Raw genomic sequence first — 22622 nt, 5'->3', positions numbered from 1 at the left:
GACCCCCCCGCTCTATGTCGTACGACTTAGCGAATGTCGTACGCCCGCGCGACCATCTGGGTGACGGTGGCGCCGTTCTTGTCGGTCAGCTCGACCTTGAGCATGACCTGCTTGCCCGCGGCTCCGGCGTGGTCCACGGTCGCGGTCCACTGCCCGCCGCGCTCGCTGACCTTCGCCTCGCTCCAGCTGCCGCCCTCGTCGTACGAGTACGACAGCTTGGCCGACTTGAGCGCGCCGGGCGTGTAGCCCGCGTGCCCGCTGACCGAGAGGCCGATCTTCTGGCCGTTGGCCGCGGCGAGCGTCTTCATGCCGTCCAGCGGGGCGGAGATCCGCGGGAAGATGACCGGCAGCGCCTGCGAGTACTGCGTCGCGTCCAGCTTCGAGCGGAAGGTCCAGGTGGTCTGGATCCCGGAGGAGCGCTGCCAGGTACGGGCCGGCTGGCCGAACTTCTCCAGCTGCTGGGTCAGTTCGTACGTGGCCTCGCGGTCCGGGACCTCGAAGGCCCCGAACGGGTAACCGGTGTCGCCCAGCGACTCGCCGTCGACCTTGAGCGAGACGTTGCCGAGGTCGCCGAAGCCGCCCTGCTGCGCGTAGTGCCCGGTGTCGCCCCACATGGCGGAGGCGAAGCCGATCAGGTTGCCCTGCCGCTCGGCGGCCAGCTGCTCCTTGCCCGCGGTGTCGCGCGGCGCCACCGGGCCGATGACCCCGTCGTACCAGTTCTCGGCGCGCTTGGAGCCCGCCTTGTACGTGCGGTGCTGATCGGTCATGAACTCGCCCCACGGGAAGCTGCTGGCGACCATGTGGTCCCACGCGCTGTCCCCGGCGGAGTAGTACTCGGTGCGCTTGCCCGGTACCGCGACGGTGTCGATGGAGCCGAAGTACACGGCGTTGCCGAGCGGGCGGTAGGCCCCGGTCACGTCGATGAAGTCGGCGGCGACGCCCATCGACTGGTAGGCCGATTCGACGGTGCCCAGGTCACGGTCGCGCACCCGGTAGGTGCGGTCCCCGTGGACCTGGCCCTTCTCGATCTGGGCCAGGTTGTAGACGTACGGGCTCTTCGCGCTGCCCTTCCAGCTCAGCGTGACCGCGCCCTTGCCGAGCTTGGCCAGCAGGGTCTGCCCCTCGGCGGATTCGACGGTCAGCACCGGGAGGGAGCCGCCCGCGTAGCCGGTGAAGGCCTGCCAGCGGCCGGGGGCGTCGCGGTGGACGAGGAGGGCCTTGGCTCCGGCCGCCTTCGCGTTGCCCGCGATCTCGTACACCGAGCCCTCGTCGGGCGTCTTGACCAGCACGATCGCGCCCTTGGCGGCGACTGCGGCGAGCTCCTCGGGCGTACCCGAGCCCGCATTGACGAGCGGGGCGCTGCCCGTGCCGTCGAGGTTCTCGCTGCCGGTGGAGGCGGTGATCGGGTGCAGCACCGGGCCGCCGTTCGCCTTCAGCTCGGAGAGCAGCGGCGCGGCCGCCCGCCAGTAGCTGCCGAACTCGAAGTCGCCCTCCTTGGCCGTCCCGTCGACCGAGGCGTAGTAGCCGCGGATGGTGCGGCCGCCCATGGCGGTGCCCGCGTGCAGCCACTCCTCGCCCCAGGAGCGGGAGAAGGCGAGGGTGGTGGCGCGCGCCTCGGCGGGCTTGTCGGTGGCGATGCTCAGCTTGGCCGCCTTGCGGGCGTCCAGCACGATCACCGTGTCCTTCTTGATCTCCGTCTGCGGACGGCCGAGGTAGGTGAGCGAGTCGTACATCCCCGGGTTCTCGCCGGCGTCGGGGGTACCGACGAAGGCGGAGAAGAAGTACGAGCCCGGGCGGACCCGGTAGACCTGGTCGGCGGCGCCGTCGTTGAAGCGGCGCTCACCGGTGGCGTCGTCGGTGCCGATCAGGTCCAGGGAGGACGGGCCCGCGGCCGGCTTGCCCGCGCGGTCGAGGAGCTTGACGCGCACCGTCACCGTCTCCGGCTCCACGTAGAGGGAGAAGGGGGTGGAGACGTGCACGCCGTTCGCCGTGGCGACGACGCGGCCGGTGACGTCCCCGTACTGGGAGCGCTCCAGCTTCGCGGCGGGGTCCAGGGCGAGCGGCACCTTGACGGTGGCGCCGGCCGGGACGGTCACGGTGCGCTTGTCCAGACGGGCGACCTGGCTGCGGACGGCCGAGCCGTCGTTGCCGGTGACCTTCTCCACGGAGAGGTTCAGCGTGACGGGCTTGGTCCCCGTGTTGGTGTACGGGACCTCGACGCCGGTGCGGTCGCTGCGGTCCTGCGGCCAGTTGAAGGTGCCGCCCTGGAGCGCGGGGGCGCTGGTGACGGTGGTGTCGATGGCGGCCTTGACGTCGAGCCGGCCACCGCCGGTCTCCCGTACGTCGCCCGGGACCGCGGTGTTGGCGGAGCCGACGAGCGCGGCCTTGATCTGCTGCGGGGTCCAGTCGGGGTGGCGCTGCTTGACGATGGCGGCGGCGCCCGCGACGTGCGGGGTGGCCATCGAGGTGCCGGACATGGACTGGTACGCGTACACCCCGCGGCCGCCCATGTTGGCGGCGGAGATCTGGACGCCGGGGGCGGCGATCTCGGGCTTGAGGGTGTGGTTCAGACCGGCCGGGCCGCGGCTGGAGAAGGAGGCCGTCTTGTCGTCGCGGTCGACGGCGCCGACGGTCAGCACGCTGGGCGCGCAACCGGGCGAGGAGACGGTGTTGTTGCCGGGTCCGGAGTTGCCGGCGGCGATGACGAAGAGGGTGTTGCTGCTCTGGGCCAGCGCCTCGGTGGCCGCGGCCATCGGGTCGTCACAGGAGAGCTGGGAGGGGTCACCCAGGCTCATGGAGACCACGTCGGCCTTGCTGTCCACGGCCCACTGCATGCCCGCGATGATCCAGGAGTCCAGGCCGTAGCCGGAGTCGTTGAGGACCTTGCCGCTGAGCAGCTGGGCGCCGGGGGCGACGCCCTTCTTCGCGCCGGCGCTCGCGGCGCCGGAGCCGCCCACGGTGGAGATGGTGTGGGTGCCGTGGCCCTGGCGGTCCGCCGCTGTGTCCGAGTCGGTGAAGTTCTTGGCTTCGGCGACCCGGCCCTTGAGGTCGGGGTGTTCGAGGTCGGTGCCGGTGTCGAGGACGGCGACCTTGGTGCCCGTGCCGTCGAATCCGGCGGCCCATGCGGCGGTGGCGCCCACCTGCTTGGTGGAACGCTCCAGGTTCGCCTGGACCTTGCCGTCCAGCCACAGCTTCTTCAGTGGGGCGGAGGCGGCCGACCGGGCGTGCGCGTTGACGTTCGCGCCGGTGACGTCGGCCCAGAAGTCGGCGGCCTTCTCCTTGTCGGCGGCGAGTGCGACACCGCCGATGGAGCCGAGGACCAGCGACTGCTCGGCGCCGCGCGGAACGGGCGGGGCACTGCGCGCCAGGCTCGCGGAGCGCTCGTACACGGCGATCAGCGGGAGCTTCTTGGCCTGCGTGTCGTCGTAGCCCTGCCGGATCAGGCCGGTGACGTTGAAGAGTTCCTCGTCGACCTTGCCGGCGGCGAGGGCCTTTACCGCGCTCTCGGGGTAGACGTAGAGGTCCTTGCCCGCCTGGCGGGTCTGCACGATCGGCTGCGAGCCGTCCGCGCGGGGCATCGCGGTGGCGGCCGTGCGGCCCTGGGCGTCGGTGGACACCAGGATCCGGTCACCGGTGACCAGGGTCACCGTCACGGGACCGGTGGGCTGCTTCGCGGCCTCCTGGCTCCCGGTGAGGGCCTTCTTTGCCGTTCCGGATCCTGCCCCGGACGCTCCATCGCTCGGCTGTGCCGTGGACGGGCCCACGGCCGTGACGGCCAGGACGGCCGCGATGGCCGCTCCCAGTGCCGTACGCGATATCGGGCGCATCGCTCTCCCCAGATGAATTCCGGCCAACTACTGCATTGCACGGCGAAAACGCCGCGTAAATGGCTTCTGGCCAGCGGATGTTGGTGCTGCGGTGGCGCCACCTTGGCAGAGGGGCGGGGGGTGCGGCGATGATGTCGACGGCGGGTTTGCGCCGTGGCCGCTTCCCGCCAGGAACGGCTCCGAGAGGGTTGGGTGAACGAGTTGCTGGGTGCGATAGGTCTCGACGAAGGACAGGAGTCCGCTTACCGCGCGCTGGTCGCGCTGGGGGCGGCGGAGATACCGGACCTCGCGCACCGGCTGACACTGCCGGTGCAGCAGACCGAACGGACCCTGCGCCACCTGGAGCGCCACGGGCTCGCCGCCCAGTCCTCCGCCCGCCCCGGCCGCTGGGTGGCGGCCCCGCCCGGGGTCGCCCTGGGGGCCCTGCTCACCCAGCAGCGGCACGAACTGGAGCAGGCGGAGCTGGCGGCGGCCCTGCTGGCGGAGGAGTACCGGGCGGAGGCCGCCGAGCCGGCCGTGCACGACCTGGTGGAGGTGGTGACCGGCGCGAGCGCGGTGGCCCACCGCTTCCACCAGCTCCAGCTCGGCGCCGTCGAGGAGGTGTGCGCGCTGGTCAGCGGCCGGCCGCAGGTGGTGACGGGGACGGACAACGACGCGGAGGACCGGGCGGCCGTACGGGGCGTCGCGTACCGGGTGGTCATCGAACGGGAGGTGCTCACCCTGCCCAGCGGGATCCGCGAGGCCTCCACCGCGCTGGCCCGCGGCGAGCACATCCGGGTGTCGGCCGCGGTGCCGACCAAACTCGTCATCGCGGACCGGTCGCTCGCGATGGTCCCGCTGACTGCGCGCGGCGCGGAACCGGCGGCGCTGGTCGTGCACGCGTCGGGGCTGCTGGAGTCCCTGATGGGCCTCTTCGAGGCGGTCTGGCGGGAGTCGCTCCCGCTGCGGCTGGGCTCCACCGGGGCGCCGGAGGAATCCGACGGCGGACCCGACACCACGGACCTGGAGATCCTCACCCTCCTGCTGGCGGGGATGACGGACGCGAGCGTGGCGAAGCACCTGGAGCTGGGCCTGCGGACGGTGCAGCGGCGGGTCAAGGGCCTGATGGAGCTGTCCGGGGTCACGACCCGGCTCCAGCTCGGCTGGCACGCGTACGAACGGGGCTGGGTGGCCCGATAGCCCCAGGTCAGGCACGCTGAGCAGATGGATCTGCCTCAGCTGCCCCAGTTGCTGCTGGTGGGGCTGGTGCTGGTGCTCGGATTGCTCGGGGTACTGGTCCCCGGCGCCCCCGGCACCCTCCTCGTCTGGGCCGGACTCCTGTGGTGGGCGCTGCACGAACGGTCGTCGGCGGCCTGGGGCCTGCTGGCGGGCGCGACGGCACTGCTGCTGGTCGTCCAGGTGGTGAAGTGGCAGCTGCCCCCGCGACGGCTCCGGGGGATCGGTGTCACCCGCCGGATGGTCGTGTACGCGGGTACGGGGGCGGTACTGGGCTTCGTGCTGCTCCCGGTCGTCGGCACGGTCCCCGGCTTCGTCGGCGGCATCTACCTCTGCGAACGGCGCCGCCTGGGCACCCACGGGGAGGCGTGGGCGTCGGTACGGGCGGTGATGCGGGCGGTGGGGACGAGCGTGCTGGTGGAGCTGTTCGCGTGCCTACTGGTGGTGGGGGCCTGGGTGGGCACGGTGCTGTGGGCGTAGCCACGCCGGCTCTGGGATCGTCTCCCCCATGACGGACACGACGGAGTTCACGTTCAAGGGTTTCAGCGAGGCCGAACTGATCTACCTGCGTTCGCAGCACCTGGGCCGGCTCGCGACGGTGGACCCGACCGGGCAGCCGCAGGCGAACCCGGTGGGGTTCTTCCCGCAGGACGACGGGACGATCCTGGTGGGCGGGCTGGCGATGGGCACGACGAAGAAGTGGCGCAACCTCACCAAGAACCCCCGGCTGTCCCTCGTCGTGGACGACCTGGTCAGCACCCGTCCGTGGACGGTGCGCGGGATCGAGATCCGCGGCCGGGCCACGCTGGAGGTGGGCCCGCACTCCCTGGGCCCCCACTTCAGCCCGGAGGTCATCCGGATCCACCCGGACCGCGTCCTGACGTGGGGCCTGACGGACTAGGTCGTCTCGTTCGGGGCAGACGGCGAGGCCCCGCACGAAAATGCCGAGTGCGTCCGGTGCGGGCGCTGGTCTTATGCGCGGATGGAAAACAACCCCGAGGCGGAAGCCGCACTCGCAGACCCATGGCCGGCCCACTTCGCCGACCGCGGCCACCCGGGTGTCCGCCGGATCGGCGCCGGTGTCGAGGGCGTCGTCTACGGACTGGGCGAGGGCCGGGTCGCCAAGGTGTGGAACGGTCGGCCGCCGGCCGGTCTCGCCCTCACCCGTCAGGTGTACGCGGACATGGCGCGGCACCGCCTGGCGTTCTCCACTCCGGAGATCTTCGACGTCGAGGAGTACGAGGGCGTCCTGGTGACGTACGAGCGCGAGCTGCCCGGAGGCCCGATGAGGGTCGACTCCGCGCACGCGGCGTACGAGCGCGAGCTGTCCACCCGGCACACCGACACGCTGCTTTCGGTTCTGCGCGGCTTGGCCTCCGTTCCCGGCACCGACGCCATGCTCCGGTTGACCGTCCAGGGGGACGACCGTCCGCTGTGGCGGGACCACGACTGCTTCCGCGACGCGCTCGCGGCCCTGGTCGGCCGGGCCGCAGCCCGGCACGGGGCCGCCCTCGCGGCTCACGTCCCGGACTTCGAGGCGGGAGTGGAGCGCACGCAAAAGGCACTGCGCTCGCTCCCCGACGCCCCGGTGACGGCGATCCACGGTGACCTCGTACCGCCCAACATCCACGTCGACGAGGCCGGCCGGCCCGTCGCGGTGCTCGACTTCGGCTTCTACACGACCGCGGGCGACCCGGCCTTCGAGGCCGCCGTGTGCGCTGCCATCTGGGACATGTACGGGCCGCACGCGGAGGAGCACGCTGCGGAACTCACCGGGCTCTTCGCCCAAGAACTCGGCTACTCGCCGGCGACCCTGACCACCTATCAGGCCGCGTACGCCCTCACGACCTACGACCTCTTCGGCCTGGACGAGCGCGACGGCCACTTCCGCTGGTGCGCACAACAGCTGCGCCGCAAGCTCGTGTTCAGCACCTGAACCCACGACCGAAGCCCCCCACCCACCCGTCACCCGTTCCCCGGAGCTCCGCCCCGGACCCCCGCGCCTCAAACGCCGGCGGGGCTGGATGTGGTCGGCGCTCGACTCAGGACCTGGGGCAGAGCCCCAGGACCTCTCAGCCGTCCGGCGCTTGAGGACCGGGGTCTGGGGCGGCGCCCCCTGGGGGTCTCCCCGGACGGAGTCTGGGGGGATGGGTCCGGGCAGAGCCCGGGGAACGGGCGAAGGGCGGGTAGGGGACTTCGCCCCGCGCAGCGCCGCCACGCACCCGTCCCGGGTACGGGTCCGGGTGGCGACCCCACCCCGGCGGGGCAGGCCCAGCCGGGGTGGGGTACGACCCGAGAGGGGGCCGGGTGCGACCCGGGACAGGGTCCGACCCGGAGCCGGGTCCGACCCGGGCCCGGGGCCGGGTGCGGCCCGGGAGTGGCTGCGGTCAGGCTCGGCCCGTCCGCTTCGCGGAATAGTTCGCGCGGCCCTCCGCCGAGCGGAGCCTCCAGTCCCGCCTGATCTCCGCACGGAGCCGCGCATCGGTCTTCGCAACGATCCGCTGGTTCTCCCGCAGCAGCTTGCGGTAGCTCTCCAGCCGCCGCTCGGCCAGCTCCCCGGAGTCCACCGCGGCCCGCACCCCGCACCCCGGCTCCGCCTCGTGCGCGCAGTCGTGGAACCGGCACCGCTCCGCGTACTCCTCGATCTCCGAGAAGACCTGCCCGACGCCCGCCTCCGCGTCGAACAGCCCGACGCCCCGCAGCCCGGGGGTGTCGATCAGCACGCCACCGCCCGGCAGCGCGAGCAGGTTGCGCGTCGTGGTGGTGTGGCGGCCCTTGCCGTCGACCTCGCGCGCCGCCTGGACCTCCATCACTTCCTCCCCCAACAGCGCGTTGGCCAGCGTGGACTTGCCCGCGCCGGAAACCCCGAGGAGCACGCTCGTACCGCCCCCGACCACCGCGGCGAGCACGTCCGTGCCCTCCCCGGTCACCGAGGACACCGTGAGGACCGTGACCCCGGGGGCCGTGGCCTCCACGTCCTCGACGAGGTGGCCGAGGGTGACCGGGTCCGGGACGAGATCCGCCTTGGTCAGGACCACGAGCGGCTGCGCCCCCGATTCCCAGGCGAGTGCGAGGAACCGCTCGATGCGGCCGAGGTCCAGTTCGACCGCCAGTGACACCGCGATGATCGCGTGGTCGACGTTCGCGGCGAGGATCTGTCCCTCGGACCGCTGGGAGGAGGTGGACCGTACGAAAGCGGTCCGGCGCGGCAGGTACGTCTTCACGTAGCGCGGATTGCCGTGCGCCTCCAACACCGCCCAGTCGCCGGTGCAGATGACCCGGAGCGGGTCGTGCGGGGTGACGAAGGCGGTGTCGGCGCGGACGATGCCGTTCGCCGTCATGACATCGCACTGCCCGCGGTCGACCCGCACGACCCGGCCGGGCAGGAGGCCCTGGTCCGCGTACGGGGCGAACTCGGCCGCCCACGCTTCGTCCCAGCCGTAGGGGGCCAGGGCGTGCGGAAGCGACGAGGAGGAAGAGGAAGAGGAGGTGGTGAGAGAAGAAGCGGAGAAAGCGGAGAGAGACAAGGGAAACCCTTCACAGGGTGGCCCCGGCGGTGCGCGCCGCTATCGGGCGCGAAAAGAGGTGAGTAGTCAGCCGGAGACCACAGAAGTGACATTGATGATCTTCTGAGTGCGGGCAACGCCCTGCGCCATGACAGTCATCAATGAACTCACCTCCGGGTCTGCATACGTACTGACGAACCGTCCCGCACCGCTCTCGGCGGGAACGGCCCCACCGTAACAAGCACCCCCGGGCCCGCGCCACTTCTTTTACGGGAAGCCCGAAGCCGGGTTTCGAACTTACCGCCGGTCAGGCCGAACCGAGGAAATCGACGGTCAAGTCGGTTACGGAGACTAAGCTGTTCTGCATGGAGCGTACGGGAACCGCAGATTCTGAGACGATTTACGAGACACTCACCACGCCCGCTGCGTCGCGGAACGCCTCGATGATCGAGACGGCTCCCGACACCCGGCGGCGGATCCTGCGGGTCTCCATGGAGTTGTTCGGGGTCCACGGCTTCCACGAGACCTCGCTGCGGGAGATCGCCGAACGGGTGGGCGTCTCCAAGCCGGCGGTGCTCTACCACTTCCCCGGCAAGGCCGACATCCTCGGCGCCCTCATGGAGCCGATGCTCCGCGATCTGGCGGCCGCCCTGGCCCGCGCCGCGGCAGCCGGCGCGTCCGACGAGCCCAACGGCCCCGGCGCGTCCTCCGGCCCGTCGGACCGGGCCCGGTGGGCCGCCATCGAGGGGGTGCTCGACGTCTGGCTGGAGCACCGCCTGCTGCTCCGCCTCAACCTCCAGGACACGGCCCCCGCCACCCCCGGCCCGGCCTTCGCCCGCCTGCGCGACGCCATGCTCCGGGCCAACTTCCTGGTCGCGGGGCCGAATCCCGGCTTCGCGGAACGGGTACGGGCGTCCCAGGCCGTCGCCATGCTCTCCGACCCGGTGGTGCTCTTCGCCGACGCCCCCGTCCCGGCCCTGCGCGAGGCCGTCCTGGACGGCGTACGCCGCCTGCTCGACGGCGCGCACGGATCGCACGGGCCGCAGGGGTCGAACGCTCCGCACAAACCCGACGGCCCGGCCCGGCCCGCGTCGGGGGGCCGGCGCGGGCGGCCCGCCGCCATGAGCCCGGCCATGATCGAAGCCGCCCGCCGGATGCACGCGGCGGGCAGCGGGGCCACCGCGATCGCCGCCGCCCTCGGCGTCTCCCGGGCCACGGTCTACCGGCACCTCCCCGAGGAGGAGGACACCGAGTGACCGGCCCGGGCTCGCCCGACGGCCTCCGGGCCCGCCCCCGCCCACCGGTGTCCGATTCGTTCAAGACCGGCCCGGCCGGGCGTGCCTAGGGTGAGTTCATGACTCCCCGACTCGACATGATCGGCATCGTCGTCTCCGACATGGCCGCATCGCTCGCCTTCTACCGCCGCCTCGGCATCGACGTGCCCGCCGTGGCCGACGCCCAGCCGCACGTCGAAACCGTCCTGCCGGGCGGGCAGCGGATCGGCTGGGACACGGAAGAGGTCATCCGCTCCTTCGACCCGTCCTGGACCCGCCCCACGAGCGACGGCCGGGTGGGGCTGGCGTTCCTGTGCGACTCCCCCGCCGAGGTGGACTCGCTGTACGCGGAACTGACGGAGTCCGGGCACACGGGCCACCTGAAGCCCTGGGACGCCTTCTGGGGGCAGCGCTACGCCGTCGTCCTGGACCCGGACGGCTCCGGGATCTCCCTCTTCGCACCGACCGAGCCCGCCGCGTAGGCACCCGGCGTGGTCCCGGCCAGGGCCCGCACCTCGCGGGTGTAGTGGGCCTGGTCGGCGTATCCGGCCGCCGCCGCCACCGCCGCCTGCGGCAGCCCGCGCCGGGCCAGCGCGAGGGCCCGCTGGAGGCGCAGGATCCGCCCCAGGGTCCGGGGCCCGTAGCCGAAGGCGTCGAGCGAGCGGCGGTGCAGTTGCCGCTCCCCCAGGCCGACCGCCCCCGCGACGGCGGCCACGCCCTGCCCGGCCCGCAGCCGGGCCGCGACCTCGGCGACGAGCGGGTCCGGGTGCCCGCCGTCGGCCGCGCGGAGCCGGGCCAGCTCCTCCAGTCCCGCGCGGGGATCCCCGTACGAGGCCACGCGCGCGGTGAGGCGCCGCACCTCGGCGGCGGGCCACAGGTCGGCCAGCTCGACCCGCCGGTCGCGCAGCAGGCGGGCCGGTACGCCGAGCAGCGCGGGCGCCGTGCCGGGGGCGAGCCTGATCCCGGCGAAGCCGGAGCCCGGGACTTCTCCGGCGGGGTGCGGGGCGGTGTCGGGTCCGGCCACCAGGAGCCGGCCTTCCACCCACAGCAGGTCCATGCACCCGTCGGGCAGCACGATGCCGGCGCCGGCCCCGCCGGCCCGCCAGAGCACCGCTCCGGCGACCATCAGGGACGGCCGTTCCTCGTACCGTGCCTCGTGCCGTTCCTCGTGCCGTTCCTCGGACCCCGAGCCGGGCACGGCGTCATCCGCCCGATCCGTCACGGACACCACGCTACGGCGGTGGTCAGTGCTTGCGCAGGCGGGAGTGGTAGTCCTCCGGCGGCAGGAACCTCGACCAGCGCTCCGGGAACTCCGAGGGCATGCCCCCGTCCTCGTCCCCGTCGTCGTCCTCCGACTCCCCCTCGGCCAGGGCCCGCCAGGCGGCCGCCCGGGCCACGAGCTGGGCGGCCTCCGCCTCGCGGACCCGCTCGTTCGCCTCGCGCGCCGCCGCCGTGGCCACGGAGGGCCAGACCCGGTCGATCGCGGCGTTGACGGCGGCCCCGACGAGGACGGCGAAGGCCGAGATGCCGATCCACAGCAGGATCGCCACGGGGGCGGCCAGCGATCCGTAGATGGTCGGCCCCTCCACCGTGTTGGTGAGGTAGATCCGCAGCAGGAACGAGCCGAGCACCCACATGGCGAGGGCGACCAGCGCGCCGGGCACGTCCTCGATCCAGGGCGAGCGGACCGGGACGGAGACGTGGTAGAGCGTGGTCAGGAAGGCGATGGAGAGCAGCGTGACGACGGGCCAGTACAGGACCGCGATCACCTCGGTGCTCCAGGGCACCAGCCGCACCACCGCGTCCGGGCCGACCACCATCAGCGGCAGCACGATGGCGCCGATCAGCAGGGCGGCGATGTAGAGGACGAAGGCGAGCAGCCGGGTCTTGACGATGCCGCGGTGTCCGTCGAGGCCGTACATGACCGTGATGGTGTCGATGAAGACGTTGACGGCGCGCGAGCCCGACCAGAGGGCGAAGGCGAATCCGAGGGAGATGAGGTCGGGGCGGCCCCGGCCGGTGACGTCGTCGAGCATCGGTTTGGCGATGTCGTTGACGCCCCGGTCGGAGAGGACCGTGCCGACCGCGCGCAGGATGTTCTCCTCGATGCTGGCGACGGTCGTACCGCCCGACCAGCCGTCCACGTACCCGAGGAGGCCCAGCAGGCCCAGGAAGAGCGGGGGCAGCGAGAGCAGGGTGAAGAAGGCCGCTTCGGCGGCGAGTCCGAGGATCCGGTACTCGATGCACGAGTTCACGGTGTCTTTGAGCAGCAGCCACGCCATCTTGCGCTTGGAGACGTTGCGGTAGAGGGCGCGGGCCCGGTGGAGGCGTCCCGGAATCCGCTCGGGTGTTTCTTTTGCGTGCTGCACGTCCTTACGGTATCGGCATGGCAGCCACCACCCACACAGTCAGCAATCAGGCCCCGCCTCTCGTGGGCCACGACGTATACGGCAGCGACCGGGTCCTGAGCGAGGGGGTGGAGCGGCACCTCGCGGACGCCGCGCCCGAACTCGCCGCGGAGGTAAGGGAAGAGCTCACGGATCTGGGGCGTGCGGCCGGGTCCCGGCAGGCGCAGGACTGGGGGACGCAGGCGAACGAGAACCCGCCGAAGCTGCGGACGCACGACCGTTACGGCAACCGGATCGACGAGGTGGAGTTCCATCCCTCGTGGCACCGGCTGCTCGGGCACGCCGTGGGCGCCGGGCTCACCGACGCCTGGGGGCGGCCGGCGGGTCATCTGCGGCGGGCGGCCGGGTTCTTCGTGTGGTCGCAGGCGGAGGCGGGGCACGGGTGTCCGGTCTCGATGACGCACGCGGCGGTACCGGCGCTGCGGACCGATCCGGAGCTGGCCGCCGAATGGGAGCCGCGGCTGACCTCGCACGTGTACGAGGAGGGGCTGCGGCCGGCCGGGCAGAAGGCCGGGGTGCTCTTCGGAATGGGCATGACGGAGAAGCAGGGCGGCAGCGACGTCCGGGCGAACACGACGGCGGCGGTGCCGCTGGACGCCCCGGGCGAGTACCTGCTGACGGGGCACAAGTGGTTCTGCTCGGCGCCGATGTGCGACGGGTTCCTGGTGCTGGCGCAGGTAGCCCACTCGGACAGGGACAGGCTGACCTGCTTCCTGGTGCCGCGGGTGCTGCCGGACGGGACGCGGAACGTCTTCGCGATCCAGCGGCTGAAGGACAAGCTGGGCAACCGGTCGAACGCGTCGAGCGAGGTGGAGTTCGACGGGACGTGGGCGCGGCGGGTGGGCGAGGAGGGCCGGGGGGTGCGGACCATCCTCGAGATGGTCGCGGCGACCCGGCTGGACTGCGTGATCGGTTCGGCCTCACTGATGCGGCAGGCGCTGACACAGGCCGCTCACCACACGGAGCACCGCTCTGCTTTCGGAGCACCGCTCATCGACCAGCCGCTGATGCGCAACGTGCTCGCCGACCTCGCTCTGGAGTCGGAGGCCGCCACCACCCTCACGCTCCGCCTCGCGGCCGCGTACGACGCCGTCCAGAGCTCGGGCAACGAGCAGGAGCGGGCCTTCCTGCGCATCGCGGTGCCCGCCGCGAAGTACTGGGTGACCAAGCGCTGTACGCCGATGGTGGCGGAGGCCCTGGAGTGCCTGGGCGGAAACGGCTACGTCGAGGAGTCCGGGATGCCCCGGCTGCTGCGCGAGTCCCCGCTGAACTCCATCTGGGAGGGATCGGGCAACGTCCAGGCCCTCGACGTGCTGCGCGCCCTCCAGCGCGAGCCGCAGGCGCTGAACGCCTTCCTCCAGGAGGTCGGCCTGGCGCGCGGCGCCGACCATCGGCTGGATTCGGCCATCAAGAACCTGTTGACCGAGCTCGCGGACCTGGAGGGCATCGAGGCACGGGCCCGGCGGGTCGTGGAGCGGATGGCCATGGTGCTGCAGGGATCCCTGCTGGTGCGCTGGGCCCCGCCGGAGGTGGCCGACGCCTTCTGCGCCTCGCGCCTTGGCGGTGACTGGGGCGCGGCCTTCGGCACGCTGCCCCACAGTCTGGATCTGGGATCCGTGGTGGAACGGGCCCGGATCGCGGGCTAGCGGAGGGCCCCAACCCTCCGGAAGCGGGCTCATGCGGAGGGCCCCAACCCTCCGAAAAGCACTGTGGTGCGGGATCCGGGCCCGTTGACCTGGATCAGGGATGGCGCCGCGCCGACTCGGCACCACCCCTGATCCGAGAAGCCCCGAGGAAGGAGCTGTCACGTCGCTCGGCGACGTCCGCACAGTTTCGATCGGGCGACCGGGACTTGGCGAGAGTTGCAAGACGTTGCAACCTTTGACTTGGAACCGCCCGTCGGACGTACCGGTCCGCGCCTGGAAGCGGCGCGGACCGGACGGCCCCGCCGGGCGGGAACCGTCGTACGCATGTTCGGCACGGGGAGGTTCCGGTGGTCCACACCACAGGCAGCGGGGTCGGTGCGGCACGCATCTCGGCCATGGACGCGCGGGAGGCCGCGCGTCTGCTCAAGGGGGTACGGGCGGCCGCGCTCGCCGGGGACCGGCCGCCGGCCGCGCCGCGCCCGGAGATCGCCGAGTCCTGGCGCCGGATGATGGCGGGCGGGGTCCACCCTGATCGCGACAGCCGCTCGCGGATGCTGTCGGCCGCCGAGACCGAGGAGCGGCGCCAGACCTCTCCGCTACGGGAACTGCTGCCCGTCCTGCGCGAAGGACTGCTGCCCTCCCTGGACGAGTCCCTGCACATCATGGTCGTCGCCGACGCCGACGGGCGGCTCCTGTGGCGGGAGGGCCACTCCTCGATCCTGCGCAACGCGGACCGGCTCGGCTTCGGTGTGGGCGCCCACTGGGACGAGGCGGTGGTCGGCACCAACGGGGTCGGCACCGCCCTGGTGACCCGCAGACCGGTCCAGGTGTTCTCGGCGGAGCACTTCGTCTCCAGCCACCACGACTGGACCTGCGCCGGGGCCCCCGTACGGGACCCCCGCGACGGGCAGCTGCTGGGGGTCCTCGACGTCAGCGGGCCGCTGGCCACCATGCACCCGGCGACCCTGACGTGGGTGAGCTCGGTGGCCCGGCTCGCGGAGCGGGAGCTGCGGGTACGGCACCTGGAGTCGCTGGAACGGCTGCGGGCGGTGGCGGCCCCGCTGCTGGCCAGGATGCCGGGGCGGGCGCTGGCCCTGGACGCCAACGGCTGGACGGCGGCCGTCACGGGGCTCGCCCCGACGGAGCGGATCCCGCTGCCCAAGACCTTCGGGCCGGGCCGGGTGTGGATACCGCAGCTCGGCGACTGCCTGGTGGAGCCACTGCCGGGCGGCTGGCTGGTGACCGTCACCGAGTCCCGTACCGGCGCCGGGGCGGCGGCCCGCGTCGTCCTCGACCTCAGCCGGCCGGGGGCGTGGCGGGCCACCGTCTACGGGGCTGCGGGGAGCTGGTCCCAGGAGCTGAGCCCGCGCCACGCGGAGCTGCTGTTCCTGCTGGCGGAGTCCCCCCGGGGGCGCTCGGCGGCGGAGCTCGCGCAGGAGCTGTTCGGGGATCCGACGCGCACGGTGACGGTCCGCGCGGAGATCTCCCGGATCCGCCGCAACCTCGGCGGCGTGCTGGCCCACCGCCCGTACCGCTTCGCGCACGACGTGGAGGTGGAGCTGATCCGCCCGGGGAACCCGGCCGCCCTGCTGCCGCACTCCACGGCACCGGCGGTGATCAGCGCCCGGCTGGGCCATCCGGGGACCGGCGTGATTCCCTGACGGGCATGAGCACGAGCACGAGCACACTGACCACCTGGTCCCTGGAAATGACCGCACCGTCCGACCTCGTCGTGGCTGCCGTCCCGGGCCCGGAGATCCGGATCGTCCGGTCGGAGGTCCCCTCTCCCGAGTTCAGCCGGTTCCTCTACGCCTCGGTGGGCGGCGACATCCACTGGACGGACCGCCTGTCGCTGACGCGTGCGCAGTGGGTGGAGCAGCTGGACCGTCCCGGCGTGGAGACGTGGGTGGCGTACGACCGGGGCACCCCGGCGGGGTACGTGGAACTCGACCCGCAGCCCGACGGTGTGGTGGAGATCATGTACTTCGGCCTCCTCCCCGACTTCCGGGGGCGACGCATCGGCGGCCACCTGCTGACCGTGGGCGTCGAGCGGGCCTGGTCGCTGGCCGAGCGCTGGCCGGAGCTGACCCCGACGCGGCGCGTCTGGCTGCACACGTGCAGCGACGACGGCCCGACCGCCATGGCGAACTACCTCCGGCGCGGCTTCAAGGTATTCAAGGAGGAGACGGAGGAGAAGGCCGTCGCCCCCACCCCGGGACCCTGGCCGGGCGCGTAGTCCTGCGGGGCGGGACGGGGCGACCCTGCGGGGCTGTCCCCTCCCCGCCCTCCCCGCCCTTCCGCCGTTCGCCGCCCCCCGGGGCTCCGCCCCGGACCCCGCGCCTCGAACGCCGGCGAGGCTGAATACGACCTGGGGCCGACGGGCCCAAAGGGGCTCCTGAGGTGACCCCCGTCACCGGGATCTTGCGATGCGAGACGAGTTCGTCCGGATTGTGGACAGTAGTGGACTCCTCCAATCGCCCCATGCCACGCTTCCGCCATGAACGGAGCTGGAATTGCCTTGGTGAGTCGGCGGCACGTCGACCTCGGCCGCATGTCCAGCGCCATCTGTCCGGCGCGCTGACGCACAGCACCGCCGCGACAGCGCCCCGCACCGACGTCGCCGCGGAAGCGAACACACCGCCCGCCCTCGTCACCACCGCAGTCCCCTGTAGGCCGGTCGTCGCCCCAAAAAGGCGGCGAAACAGCCACATCCGCTCCACGCGCGCCAGGGGTCACGCCGCCGCTCCCCCTGCCCCTGCCTCGAGCCGCCGAAGAAGGACGTACCGCCATGGCCGCCACCCCCGATACGACCGCAGCCGCCGCACCCGCCGCCGCCGCGCGCCGCAAGACCGGCCGTCACCGCGGTGAGGGCCAGTGGGCCGTCGGCCACCACACGCCCCTCAACGGCAACGAGCAGTTCAAGAAGGACGACGACGGTCTCAATGTGCGGGCGCGCATCGAGAACATCTACTCCAAGGCGGGCTTCGACTCGATCGACCCCAACGACCTGCGCGGCCGTATGCGCTGGTGGGGCCTCTACACCCAGCGCAAGCCCGGGATCGACGGCGGCAAGACCGCGATCCTGGAGCCGGAGGAGCTGGACGACAAGTACTTCATGCTGCGCGTCCGCATCGACGGCGGCCGGCTGACCACCGAGCAGCTGCGCGTCATCGGCGAGATCTCCGAGGAGTTCGCCCGCGGCACCGCCGACCTCACGGACCGGCAGAACGTGCAGTACCACTGGATCCGCATCGAGGACGTCCCGGAGATCTGGCGCCGTCTGGAGGCCGTCGGCCTCTCGACCACCGAGGCCTGCGGTGACACCCCCCGTGTGATCCTCGGCTCGCCCGTCGCCGGCATCGCGCTGGACGAGATCATCGACGGCACCCCCGCCATCGATGAGATCTACGCCCGCATCGTGGGCAACCCCGCCTTCTCGAACCTGCCCCGCAAGTTCAAGTCCGCGATCTCCGGCTCGCCGCTGCTCGACGTGGCGCACGAGATCAACGACATCGCCTTCGTGGGCGTGAACCACCCCGAGCACGGCCCCGGCTTCGACGTCTGGGTCGGCGGCGGTCTCTCCACCAACCCGAAGCTGGGTGTGCGCCTGGGCACCTGGGTCTCGCTCGACGAGGTCCCGGACATCTACGAGGGCGTCATCTCGATCTTCCGCGACTACGGCTACCGCCGGCTGCGCACCCGCGCCCGCCTGAAGTTCCTCGTCGCCGACTGGGGCCCGGCCAAGTTCCGCCAGGTCCTGGAGGACGAGTACCTCAAGCGCAAGCTGACCGACGGCCCCGCGCCCGAGCAGCCCAGCGGCCAGTGGCGCGACCACGTCGGCGTGCACCAGCAGCAGGACGGCAAGTTCTACGTCGGCTTCGCGCCCCGCGTGGGCCGTGTCGACGGCGCCACCCTGACGAAGATCGCCGCGGTCGCCGAGCAGCACGGTTCCGGCCGGCTGCGCACCACCGCCGAGCAGAAGATGATCGTGCTCGACATCGAGGCGGGCCAGGTCGACTCGGTCGTCGCGGCCCTGGAGGCGCTGGACCTGCGGGTCAACCCGTCCCCGTTCCGCCGCGGCACGATGGCCTGCACCGGCATCGAGTTCTGCAAGCTGGCCATCGTCGAGACGAAGGCGCGCGGCGCCTCGCTGATCGACGAACTGGAGCGCCGCCTGCCGGGGTTCGCCGAGCCGCTCACCATCAACATCAACGGCTGCCCGAACGCCTGCGCCCGTATCCAGGTGGCGGACATCGGTCTCAAGGGCCAGCTGGTCCTGGACGACGACGGCAACCAGGTCGAGGGCTACCAGGTCCACCTGGGCGGCGCACTCGGACTGGAGGCCGGATTCGGCCGCAAGGTCCGCGGGCTCAAGGTCACCTCGGCCGGTCTGCCGGACTACGTCGAGCGGGTCGTCTCGCGCTTCGAGAAGCAGCGCGAGGACGGCGAGCGCTTCGCCGCCTGGGTCACCCGTGCGAAGGACGAGGACCTGTCGTGAACGCAGTGAACGACACGAGGAGCACAGTGTGAGCGAGCGCGCCGCACCGTTCTACTGCCCGTACTGCGGCGACGAGGACCTGTTCCCGAACGAAACAGGCCACGGCGCCTGGGAATGCAGGGCCTGCAATCGAGCCTTCCAGCTGAAGTACCTCGGGCTGCTGGCCCGGGGTGTTCAGTCCAACGACGCTGGAGGGGACGAGATATGACCACGATTCAGGACGCCGATCTCAAGACCGCCGACCTCAAGGCGCTGGCCGAGCAGGCGGGCCGGGACCTGGAAGACGCCACCCCGCTGGAGATCCTCACCTGGGCGGCCGAGACCTTCGGCAAGAAGTTCGCCGTGACCTCCTCCATGGAGGACGCGGTCGTCGCCCACCTCGCCTCCCGCGCCTTCGCCGGCGTGGACGTGGTCTTCCTCGACACGGGCTACCACTTCGAGGAGACCATCGGCACCCGTGACGCGGTCGAGGCCGTGATGGACGTCAACGTCATCACGCTCACCCCGCGCCAGAGCGTCGCCGAGCAGGACGCCGAGTACGGCCCCAAGCTGCACGACCGCGATCCCGACCTGTGCTGCGCGCTGCGCAAGGTCAAGCCCCTCGAAGAAGGCCTGACCGCGTACGACGCCTGGGCCACGGGCCTGCGCCGCGACGAGTCCCCGACCCGCGCGAACACCCCGGTGGTCGGCTGGGACGAGAAGCGGCGGAAGGTCAAGGTCTCGCCGATCGCCCGGTGGACCCAGGACGACGTGGACGCGTACGTCCTGGAGCACGGCGTGCTCACCAACCCGCTGCTGATGGACGGTTACGCCTCCGTCGGCTGCGCCCCCTGCACCCGCCGGGTGGCGGAGGGCGAGGACGCCCGCGCCGGCCGCTGGGCCGGGCGCGGCAAGACCGAGTGCGGACTGCACGGCTGATGACCACCACCAACACGGCAACCGGCACGGCCACCGGCAAGACCAACGCACGTACAGAACCGACGGAGACGAACCAGATGAGCGTGAGCGACCAGGGCGCCACCGTGTGGCTGACCGGGCTGCCGAGCGCGGGCAAGACCACCATCGCCTACGCGCTGGCCGAGCGGCTGCGCGCCGAGGGCCACCGCGTGGAGGTCCTCGACGGCGACGAGATCCGCGAGTTCCTCTCCGCCGGGCTCGGCTTCAGCCGTGAGGACCGGCACACCAACGTGCAGCGGATCGGCTTCGTCGCCGAACTCCTCGCGTCCAACGGCGTGAAGGCGCTCGTCCCGGTGATCGCGCCGTTCGCGGACAGCCGTGAGGCCGTCCGCAAGCGGCACACCGCCGAGGGCACGAGCTACCTCGAAGTGCACGTGGCCACTCCGGTGGAGGTGTGCTCCGAGCGTGACGTGAAGGGCCTGTACGCCAAGCAGGCGGCGGGCGAGATCTCCGGTCTGACCGGGGTCGACGACCCGTACGAGGCACCGGAGTCCCCGGACCTCCGTATCGAGTCGCACACGCAGTCCGTACAGGAGTCGGCTTCGGCCCTGCACGCGCTGCTCACCGAGAGGGGTCTGGCATGACCGCCACCGTCGCACACGTCCACGAAGGGACGGACGCGCCCTACGCGCTGTCGCACCTCGACGCCCTCGAATCGGAGGCCGTGCACATCTTCCGCGAGGTGGCGGGCGAGTTCGAGAAGCCGGTGATCCTCTTCTCCGGCGGCAAGGACTCCATCGTCATGCTGCACCTGGCGCTGAAGGCGTTCGCGCCCGCGCCGGTGCCGTTCACCCTGCTCCACGTGGACACGGGTCACAACTTCCCCGAGGTCCTGGACTACCGCGACCGCGCGGTCGCCAAGCACGGCCTGCGCCTGCACGTGGCCTCCGTCCAGGAGTACATCGACGCCGGCAAGCTCCGCGAGCGTCCCGACGGCGTCCGCAACCCGCTGCAGACCGTCCCCCTCACGGAGGCGATCCAGCAGCTCAAGTTCGACGCCGTCTTCGGCGGCGGCCGCCGCGACGAGGAGAAGGCCCGCGCCAAGGAGCGCGTCTTCTCCCTGCGCGACGAGTTCTCCCAGTGGGACCCGCGCCGCCAGCGCCCCGAGCTGTGGCAGCTCTACAACGGCCGCCACGCACCGGGCGAGCACGTGCGCGTCTTCCCGCTGTCCAACTGGACCGAGCTGGACGTGTGGCAGTACATCGCCCGCGAGAAGATCGAACTGCCGGAGATCTACTTCGCCCACGAGCGCGAGGTCTTCCAGCGCAACGGCATGTGGCTGACGGCCGGCGAGTGGGGCGGCGCCAAGGACGGCGAGACCACCGAGACCCGCCTGATCCGCTACCGCACCGTCGGTGACATGTCCTGCACCGGTGCCGTCGACTCCGACGCCACCACGCTGGACGCCGTGATCACCGAAATCGCCGCCTCCCGCCTCACCGAGCGGGGCGCGACCCGCGCCGACGACAAGCTGTCCGAGGCCGCGATGGAAGACCGCAAGCGCGAAGGGTACTTCTAGAAATGACCTCCACCACCGAGCAGTTCGCCGATCTCTCGGCGACCACGCTGCTGCGCTTCGCTACCGCGGGCTCCGTCGACGACGGCAAGTCCACCCTGGTCGGCCGCCTCCTGCACGACTCCAAGTCGGTCCTCACCGACCAGCTGGAAGCCGTGGAGCGGGTCTCGGCCAGCCGCGGTCAGGACACCCCCGACCTGGCGCTGCTCACCGACGGCCTGCGGGCCGAGCGGGAGCAGGGCATCACCATCGACGTGGCCTACCGCTACTTCGCGACCGCCCGGCGCCGGTTCATCCTGGCCGACACCCCCGGGCACGTGCAGTACACCCGGAACATGGTCACCGGCGCCTCCACGGCCGACCTCGCCGTGGTGCTGGTCGACGCCCGCAACGGCGTGATCGAGCAGACCCGCAGGCACGCCGCCGTCGCGGCCCTCCTCCGGGTCCCCCACGTGGTCCTCGCCGTCAACAAGATGGACCTCGTGGGCTACGAGGAGACCGTCTTCGCGAAGATCGCCGAGGAGTTCACCGCGTACGCCACGGGCCTCGGGGTCCCGGAGATCACCGCGATCCCGATCTCCGCCCTGGCCGGCGACAACGTGGTGGAGCCCTCCGCGAACATGGACTGGTACGGCGGCCCCACGGTGCTGGAGCACCTGGAGACCGTCCCGGTCAGCCACGACCTCACCGCCTGCCCGGCGCGTTTCCCGGTGCAGTACGTGATCCGTCCGCAGACCGCCGAGCACCCGGACTACCGGGGCTACGCGGGCCAGATCGCCTCCGGCGTGCTGCGCGTCGGCGAGGCCGTCACCGTCCTGCCGTCGGGCCGCACCTCGGTCATCGAGGGCATCGACGCGCTCGGCGAGAGCGTCGACATCGCGTGGGCCCCGCAGTCGGTGACCCTGCGTCTGAAGGACGACATCGACATCTCGCGCGGCGACCTGATCGCACCGTCGTCGAGCTCCCCCGCCACCACGCAGGACGTCGTGGCGACGGTCTGCCACGTGGCGGACCAGCCCCTCGCCGTGGGCGCCCGGGTGCTGATCAAGCACACGACGCGCACGGTGAAGGCGATCGTCAAGGAGATCCCCTCGCGGCTGACCCTGGACGACCTGTCCCAGCACCCGAACCCCGGGCAGCTCGTGGCCAACGACATCGGCCGAGTCGTCGTCCGTACCGCCGAGCCGCTCGCGCTCGACTCGTACGCCGACTCGCGCCGCACCGGCTCCTTCCTCTTGATCGACCCGGCGGACGGCACGACGCTGGCGGCCGGCATGGTCGGCGAATCCTTCGCCTCGACCGCCGAGACCACCATCCAGGCTGATGAGGAAGGGTGGGACTTCTGATCATGCTTGCCGATATCTACTCCACCTTCGCGAAGGAGGGCGGCCGCGTAGGCAGCGGCTCCCTCGGCAGCGGCACGGGAGGCGTGGGGCGATGTGCGTGATGACGTACGCGCACCGCATGCGCGCCCACACCCCCCACGAGCCGTACCTGCCCTTGCTCAGCAAACGAAGACGTGCGTCTTGACACGACGCTACGAGAGGAAGTCCTCCCGTGCCTGCCATCGGTACCTCCGCTAAGACCCTGCGCCGCAGCATCGTCGCCGCTGCCGCCCTCCCGCTCCTGATCGGCGCGCTCGCCTCCTGCGGCTACGGTTCCGAGGCCAAGAAGGACGACGCTCCCGCGAAGGAGAACGTCGCCGCCGACGCCAAGAAGCTGTCGGCCTCCGAGGTCCGCATCGGCTACTTCCCCAACCTGACCCACGCCACCGC

Annotated in this window: 20 protein-coding genes and 1 pseudogene; 17 read left to right on the top strand and 4 right to left on the bottom strand. The window is 71.9% G+C overall.

Annotated features, from left to right (window positions below; genetic code table 11):
* Positions 1-26: 26 nt before the first annotated feature.
* Positions 27-3827: a S8 family serine peptidase gene (locus tag ACFVX6_RS33965; RefSeq protein ID WP_389698058.1), complete on the bottom strand. Its 3801-nt coding sequence runs from the start codon at positions 3825-3827 to the stop codon at positions 27-29.
* 201 nt (positions 3828-4028) lie between these two features.
* Here ACFVX6_RS33965 and ACFVX6_RS33960 point away from each other — a divergent pair, with 201 nt between their 5' ends.
* The 4 genes from ACFVX6_RS33960 (at position 4029) to ACFVX6_RS33945 (ending at position 6978) form a co-directional block, all read left to right on the top strand.
* Positions 4029-5006, top strand: coding sequence for a helix-turn-helix domain-containing protein (locus ACFVX6_RS33960; protein WP_389698076.1), 978 nt, complete (start codon positions 4029-4031; stop codon positions 5004-5006).
* 24 nt (positions 5007-5030) lie between these two features.
* Positions 5031-5522, top strand: coding sequence for a DUF456 domain-containing protein (locus ACFVX6_RS33955; protein ID WP_389698056.1), 492 nt, complete (start codon positions 5031-5033; stop codon positions 5520-5522).
* A gap of 28 nt (positions 5523-5550) precedes the next feature.
* Positions 5551-5943 carry a PPOX class F420-dependent oxidoreductase gene (locus ACFVX6_RS33950; RefSeq protein WP_389698054.1) on the top strand — a complete coding sequence of 131 codons (393 nt, stop codon included), beginning with the start codon at positions 5551-5553 and terminating at the stop codon, positions 5941-5943.
* An 81-nt stretch (positions 5944-6024) separates the two neighbouring features.
* Entirely contained in the window at positions 6025-6978 is a 954-nt protein-coding gene (locus ACFVX6_RS33945) for an aminoglycoside phosphotransferase family protein (RefSeq protein WP_389698052.1), read from the top strand.
* 451 nt (positions 6979-7429) lie between these two features.
* On the opposite strand, the gene rsgA is transcribed toward ACFVX6_RS33945, so the two are convergent.
* Complete coding sequence (gene rsgA / locus ACFVX6_RS33940; protein WP_389698050.1) at positions 7430-8569, bottom strand: ribosome small subunit-dependent GTPase A; 1140 nt, start codon at positions 8567-8569, stop codon at positions 7430-7432.
* Positions 8570-8991: 422 nt separating this feature from the next.
* Between rsgA and ACFVX6_RS33935 the strand changes: the two genes are divergently transcribed.
* Together ACFVX6_RS33935 and ACFVX6_RS33930 are read left to right on the top strand one after the other, a co-directional pair.
* Positions 8992-9804, top strand: a complete 813-nt coding sequence (locus tag ACFVX6_RS33935; protein WP_389698048.1) for a TetR family transcriptional regulator — start codon at positions 8992-8994, stop codon at positions 9802-9804.
* A 98-nt stretch (positions 9805-9902) separates the two neighbouring features.
* Complete coding sequence (locus tag ACFVX6_RS33930) at positions 9903-10304, top strand: VOC family protein (protein ID WP_389698046.1); 402 nt, start codon at positions 9903-9905, stop codon at positions 10302-10304.
* On the opposite strand, the gene ACFVX6_RS33925 is transcribed toward ACFVX6_RS33930, so the two are convergent.
* The gene (locus ACFVX6_RS33925) at positions 10235-10948 is read right to left on the bottom strand and encodes a helix-turn-helix domain-containing protein (protein WP_389698074.1); all 714 of its coding nucleotides are present in this window, start codon (positions 10946-10948) and stop codon (positions 10235-10237) included. The genes ACFVX6_RS33930 and ACFVX6_RS33925 overlap by 70 nt on opposite strands.
* A gap of 118 nt (positions 10949-11066) precedes the next feature.
* Entirely contained in the window at positions 11067-12191 is a 1125-nt protein-coding gene (locus tag ACFVX6_RS33920) for a YihY/virulence factor BrkB family protein (RefSeq protein ID WP_389698044.1), read from the bottom strand.
* A gap of 17 nt (positions 12192-12208) precedes the next feature.
* Between ACFVX6_RS33920 and ACFVX6_RS33915 the strand changes: the two genes are divergently transcribed.
* The 11 genes and pseudogenes from ACFVX6_RS33915 to ACFVX6_RS33865 form a co-directional block, all read left to right on the top strand.
* Positions 12209-13876, top strand: a complete 1668-nt coding sequence (locus ACFVX6_RS33915; protein ID WP_389698042.1) for an acyl-CoA dehydrogenase family protein — start codon at positions 12209-12211, stop codon at positions 13874-13876.
* A 395-nt stretch (positions 13877-14271) separates the two neighbouring features.
* Positions 14272-15537 carry a GAF domain-containing protein gene (locus ACFVX6_RS33910; protein ID WP_389698072.1) on the top strand — a complete coding sequence of 422 codons (1266 nt, stop codon included), beginning with the start codon at positions 14272-14274 and terminating at the stop codon, positions 15535-15537.
* Between the two features lie 5 nt (positions 15538-15542).
* Positions 15543-16112, top strand: coding sequence for a GNAT family N-acetyltransferase (locus ACFVX6_RS33905; protein WP_389698040.1), 570 nt, complete (start codon positions 15543-15545; stop codon positions 16110-16112).
* A 261-nt stretch (positions 16113-16373) separates the two neighbouring features.
* Complete coding sequence (locus tag ACFVX6_RS33900; RefSeq protein ID WP_312847410.1) at positions 16374-16457, top strand: putative leader peptide; 84 nt, start codon at positions 16374-16376, stop codon at positions 16455-16457.
* Between the two features lie 207 nt (positions 16458-16664).
* On the top strand, positions 16665-18374 hold the full coding sequence (locus ACFVX6_RS33895; RefSeq protein WP_389698038.1) for a nitrite/sulfite reductase: 1710 nt from the start codon (positions 16665-16667) through the stop codon (positions 18372-18374).
* Between the two features lie 28 nt (positions 18375-18402).
* Complete coding sequence (locus tag ACFVX6_RS33890; protein WP_214956597.1) at positions 18403-18582, top strand: DpnI domain-containing protein; 180 nt, start codon at positions 18403-18405, stop codon at positions 18580-18582.
* On the top strand, positions 18579-19292 hold the full coding sequence (locus ACFVX6_RS33885; protein WP_389698036.1) for a phosphoadenylyl-sulfate reductase: 714 nt from the start codon (positions 18579-18581) through the stop codon (positions 19290-19292). Before ACFVX6_RS33890 ends, ACFVX6_RS33885 begins: the two co-directional genes overlap by 4 nt.
* 77 nt (positions 19293-19369) lie before the next feature.
* Positions 19370-19915, top strand: a complete 546-nt coding sequence (cysC, locus tag ACFVX6_RS33880) for an adenylyl-sulfate kinase (RefSeq protein WP_389698070.1) — start codon at positions 19370-19372, stop codon at positions 19913-19915.
* A complete protein-coding gene (cysD, locus tag ACFVX6_RS33875; RefSeq protein ID WP_351382290.1) occupies positions 19912-20850 on the top strand; it encodes a sulfate adenylyltransferase subunit CysD in 939 nt (312 codons plus the stop codon). Before cysC ends, cysD begins: the two co-directional genes overlap by 4 nt.
* 2 nt (positions 20851-20852) lie before the next feature.
* The gene (locus ACFVX6_RS33870; protein ID WP_389698034.1) at positions 20853-22193 is read left to right on the top strand and encodes a sulfate adenylyltransferase subunit 1; all 1341 of its coding nucleotides are present in this window, start codon (positions 20853-20855) and stop codon (positions 22191-22193) included.
* A gap of 211 nt (positions 22194-22404) precedes the next feature.
* Positions 22405-22622 (top strand): annotated as a pseudogene (locus ACFVX6_RS33865) (sulfate ABC transporter substrate-binding protein); the annotation flags it as partial.

The organism is Streptomyces sp. NPDC058289, from assembly GCF_042880975.1.
In the GTDB taxonomy this organism is placed as follows: domain Bacteria; phylum Actinomycetota; class Actinomycetes; order Streptomycetales; family Streptomycetaceae; genus Streptomyces; species Streptomyces stoeckheimensis.
The sequence above is the reverse complement of the archived record's forward strand: the minus strand, read 5'-3'. Positions and strand labels throughout refer to the sequence as shown.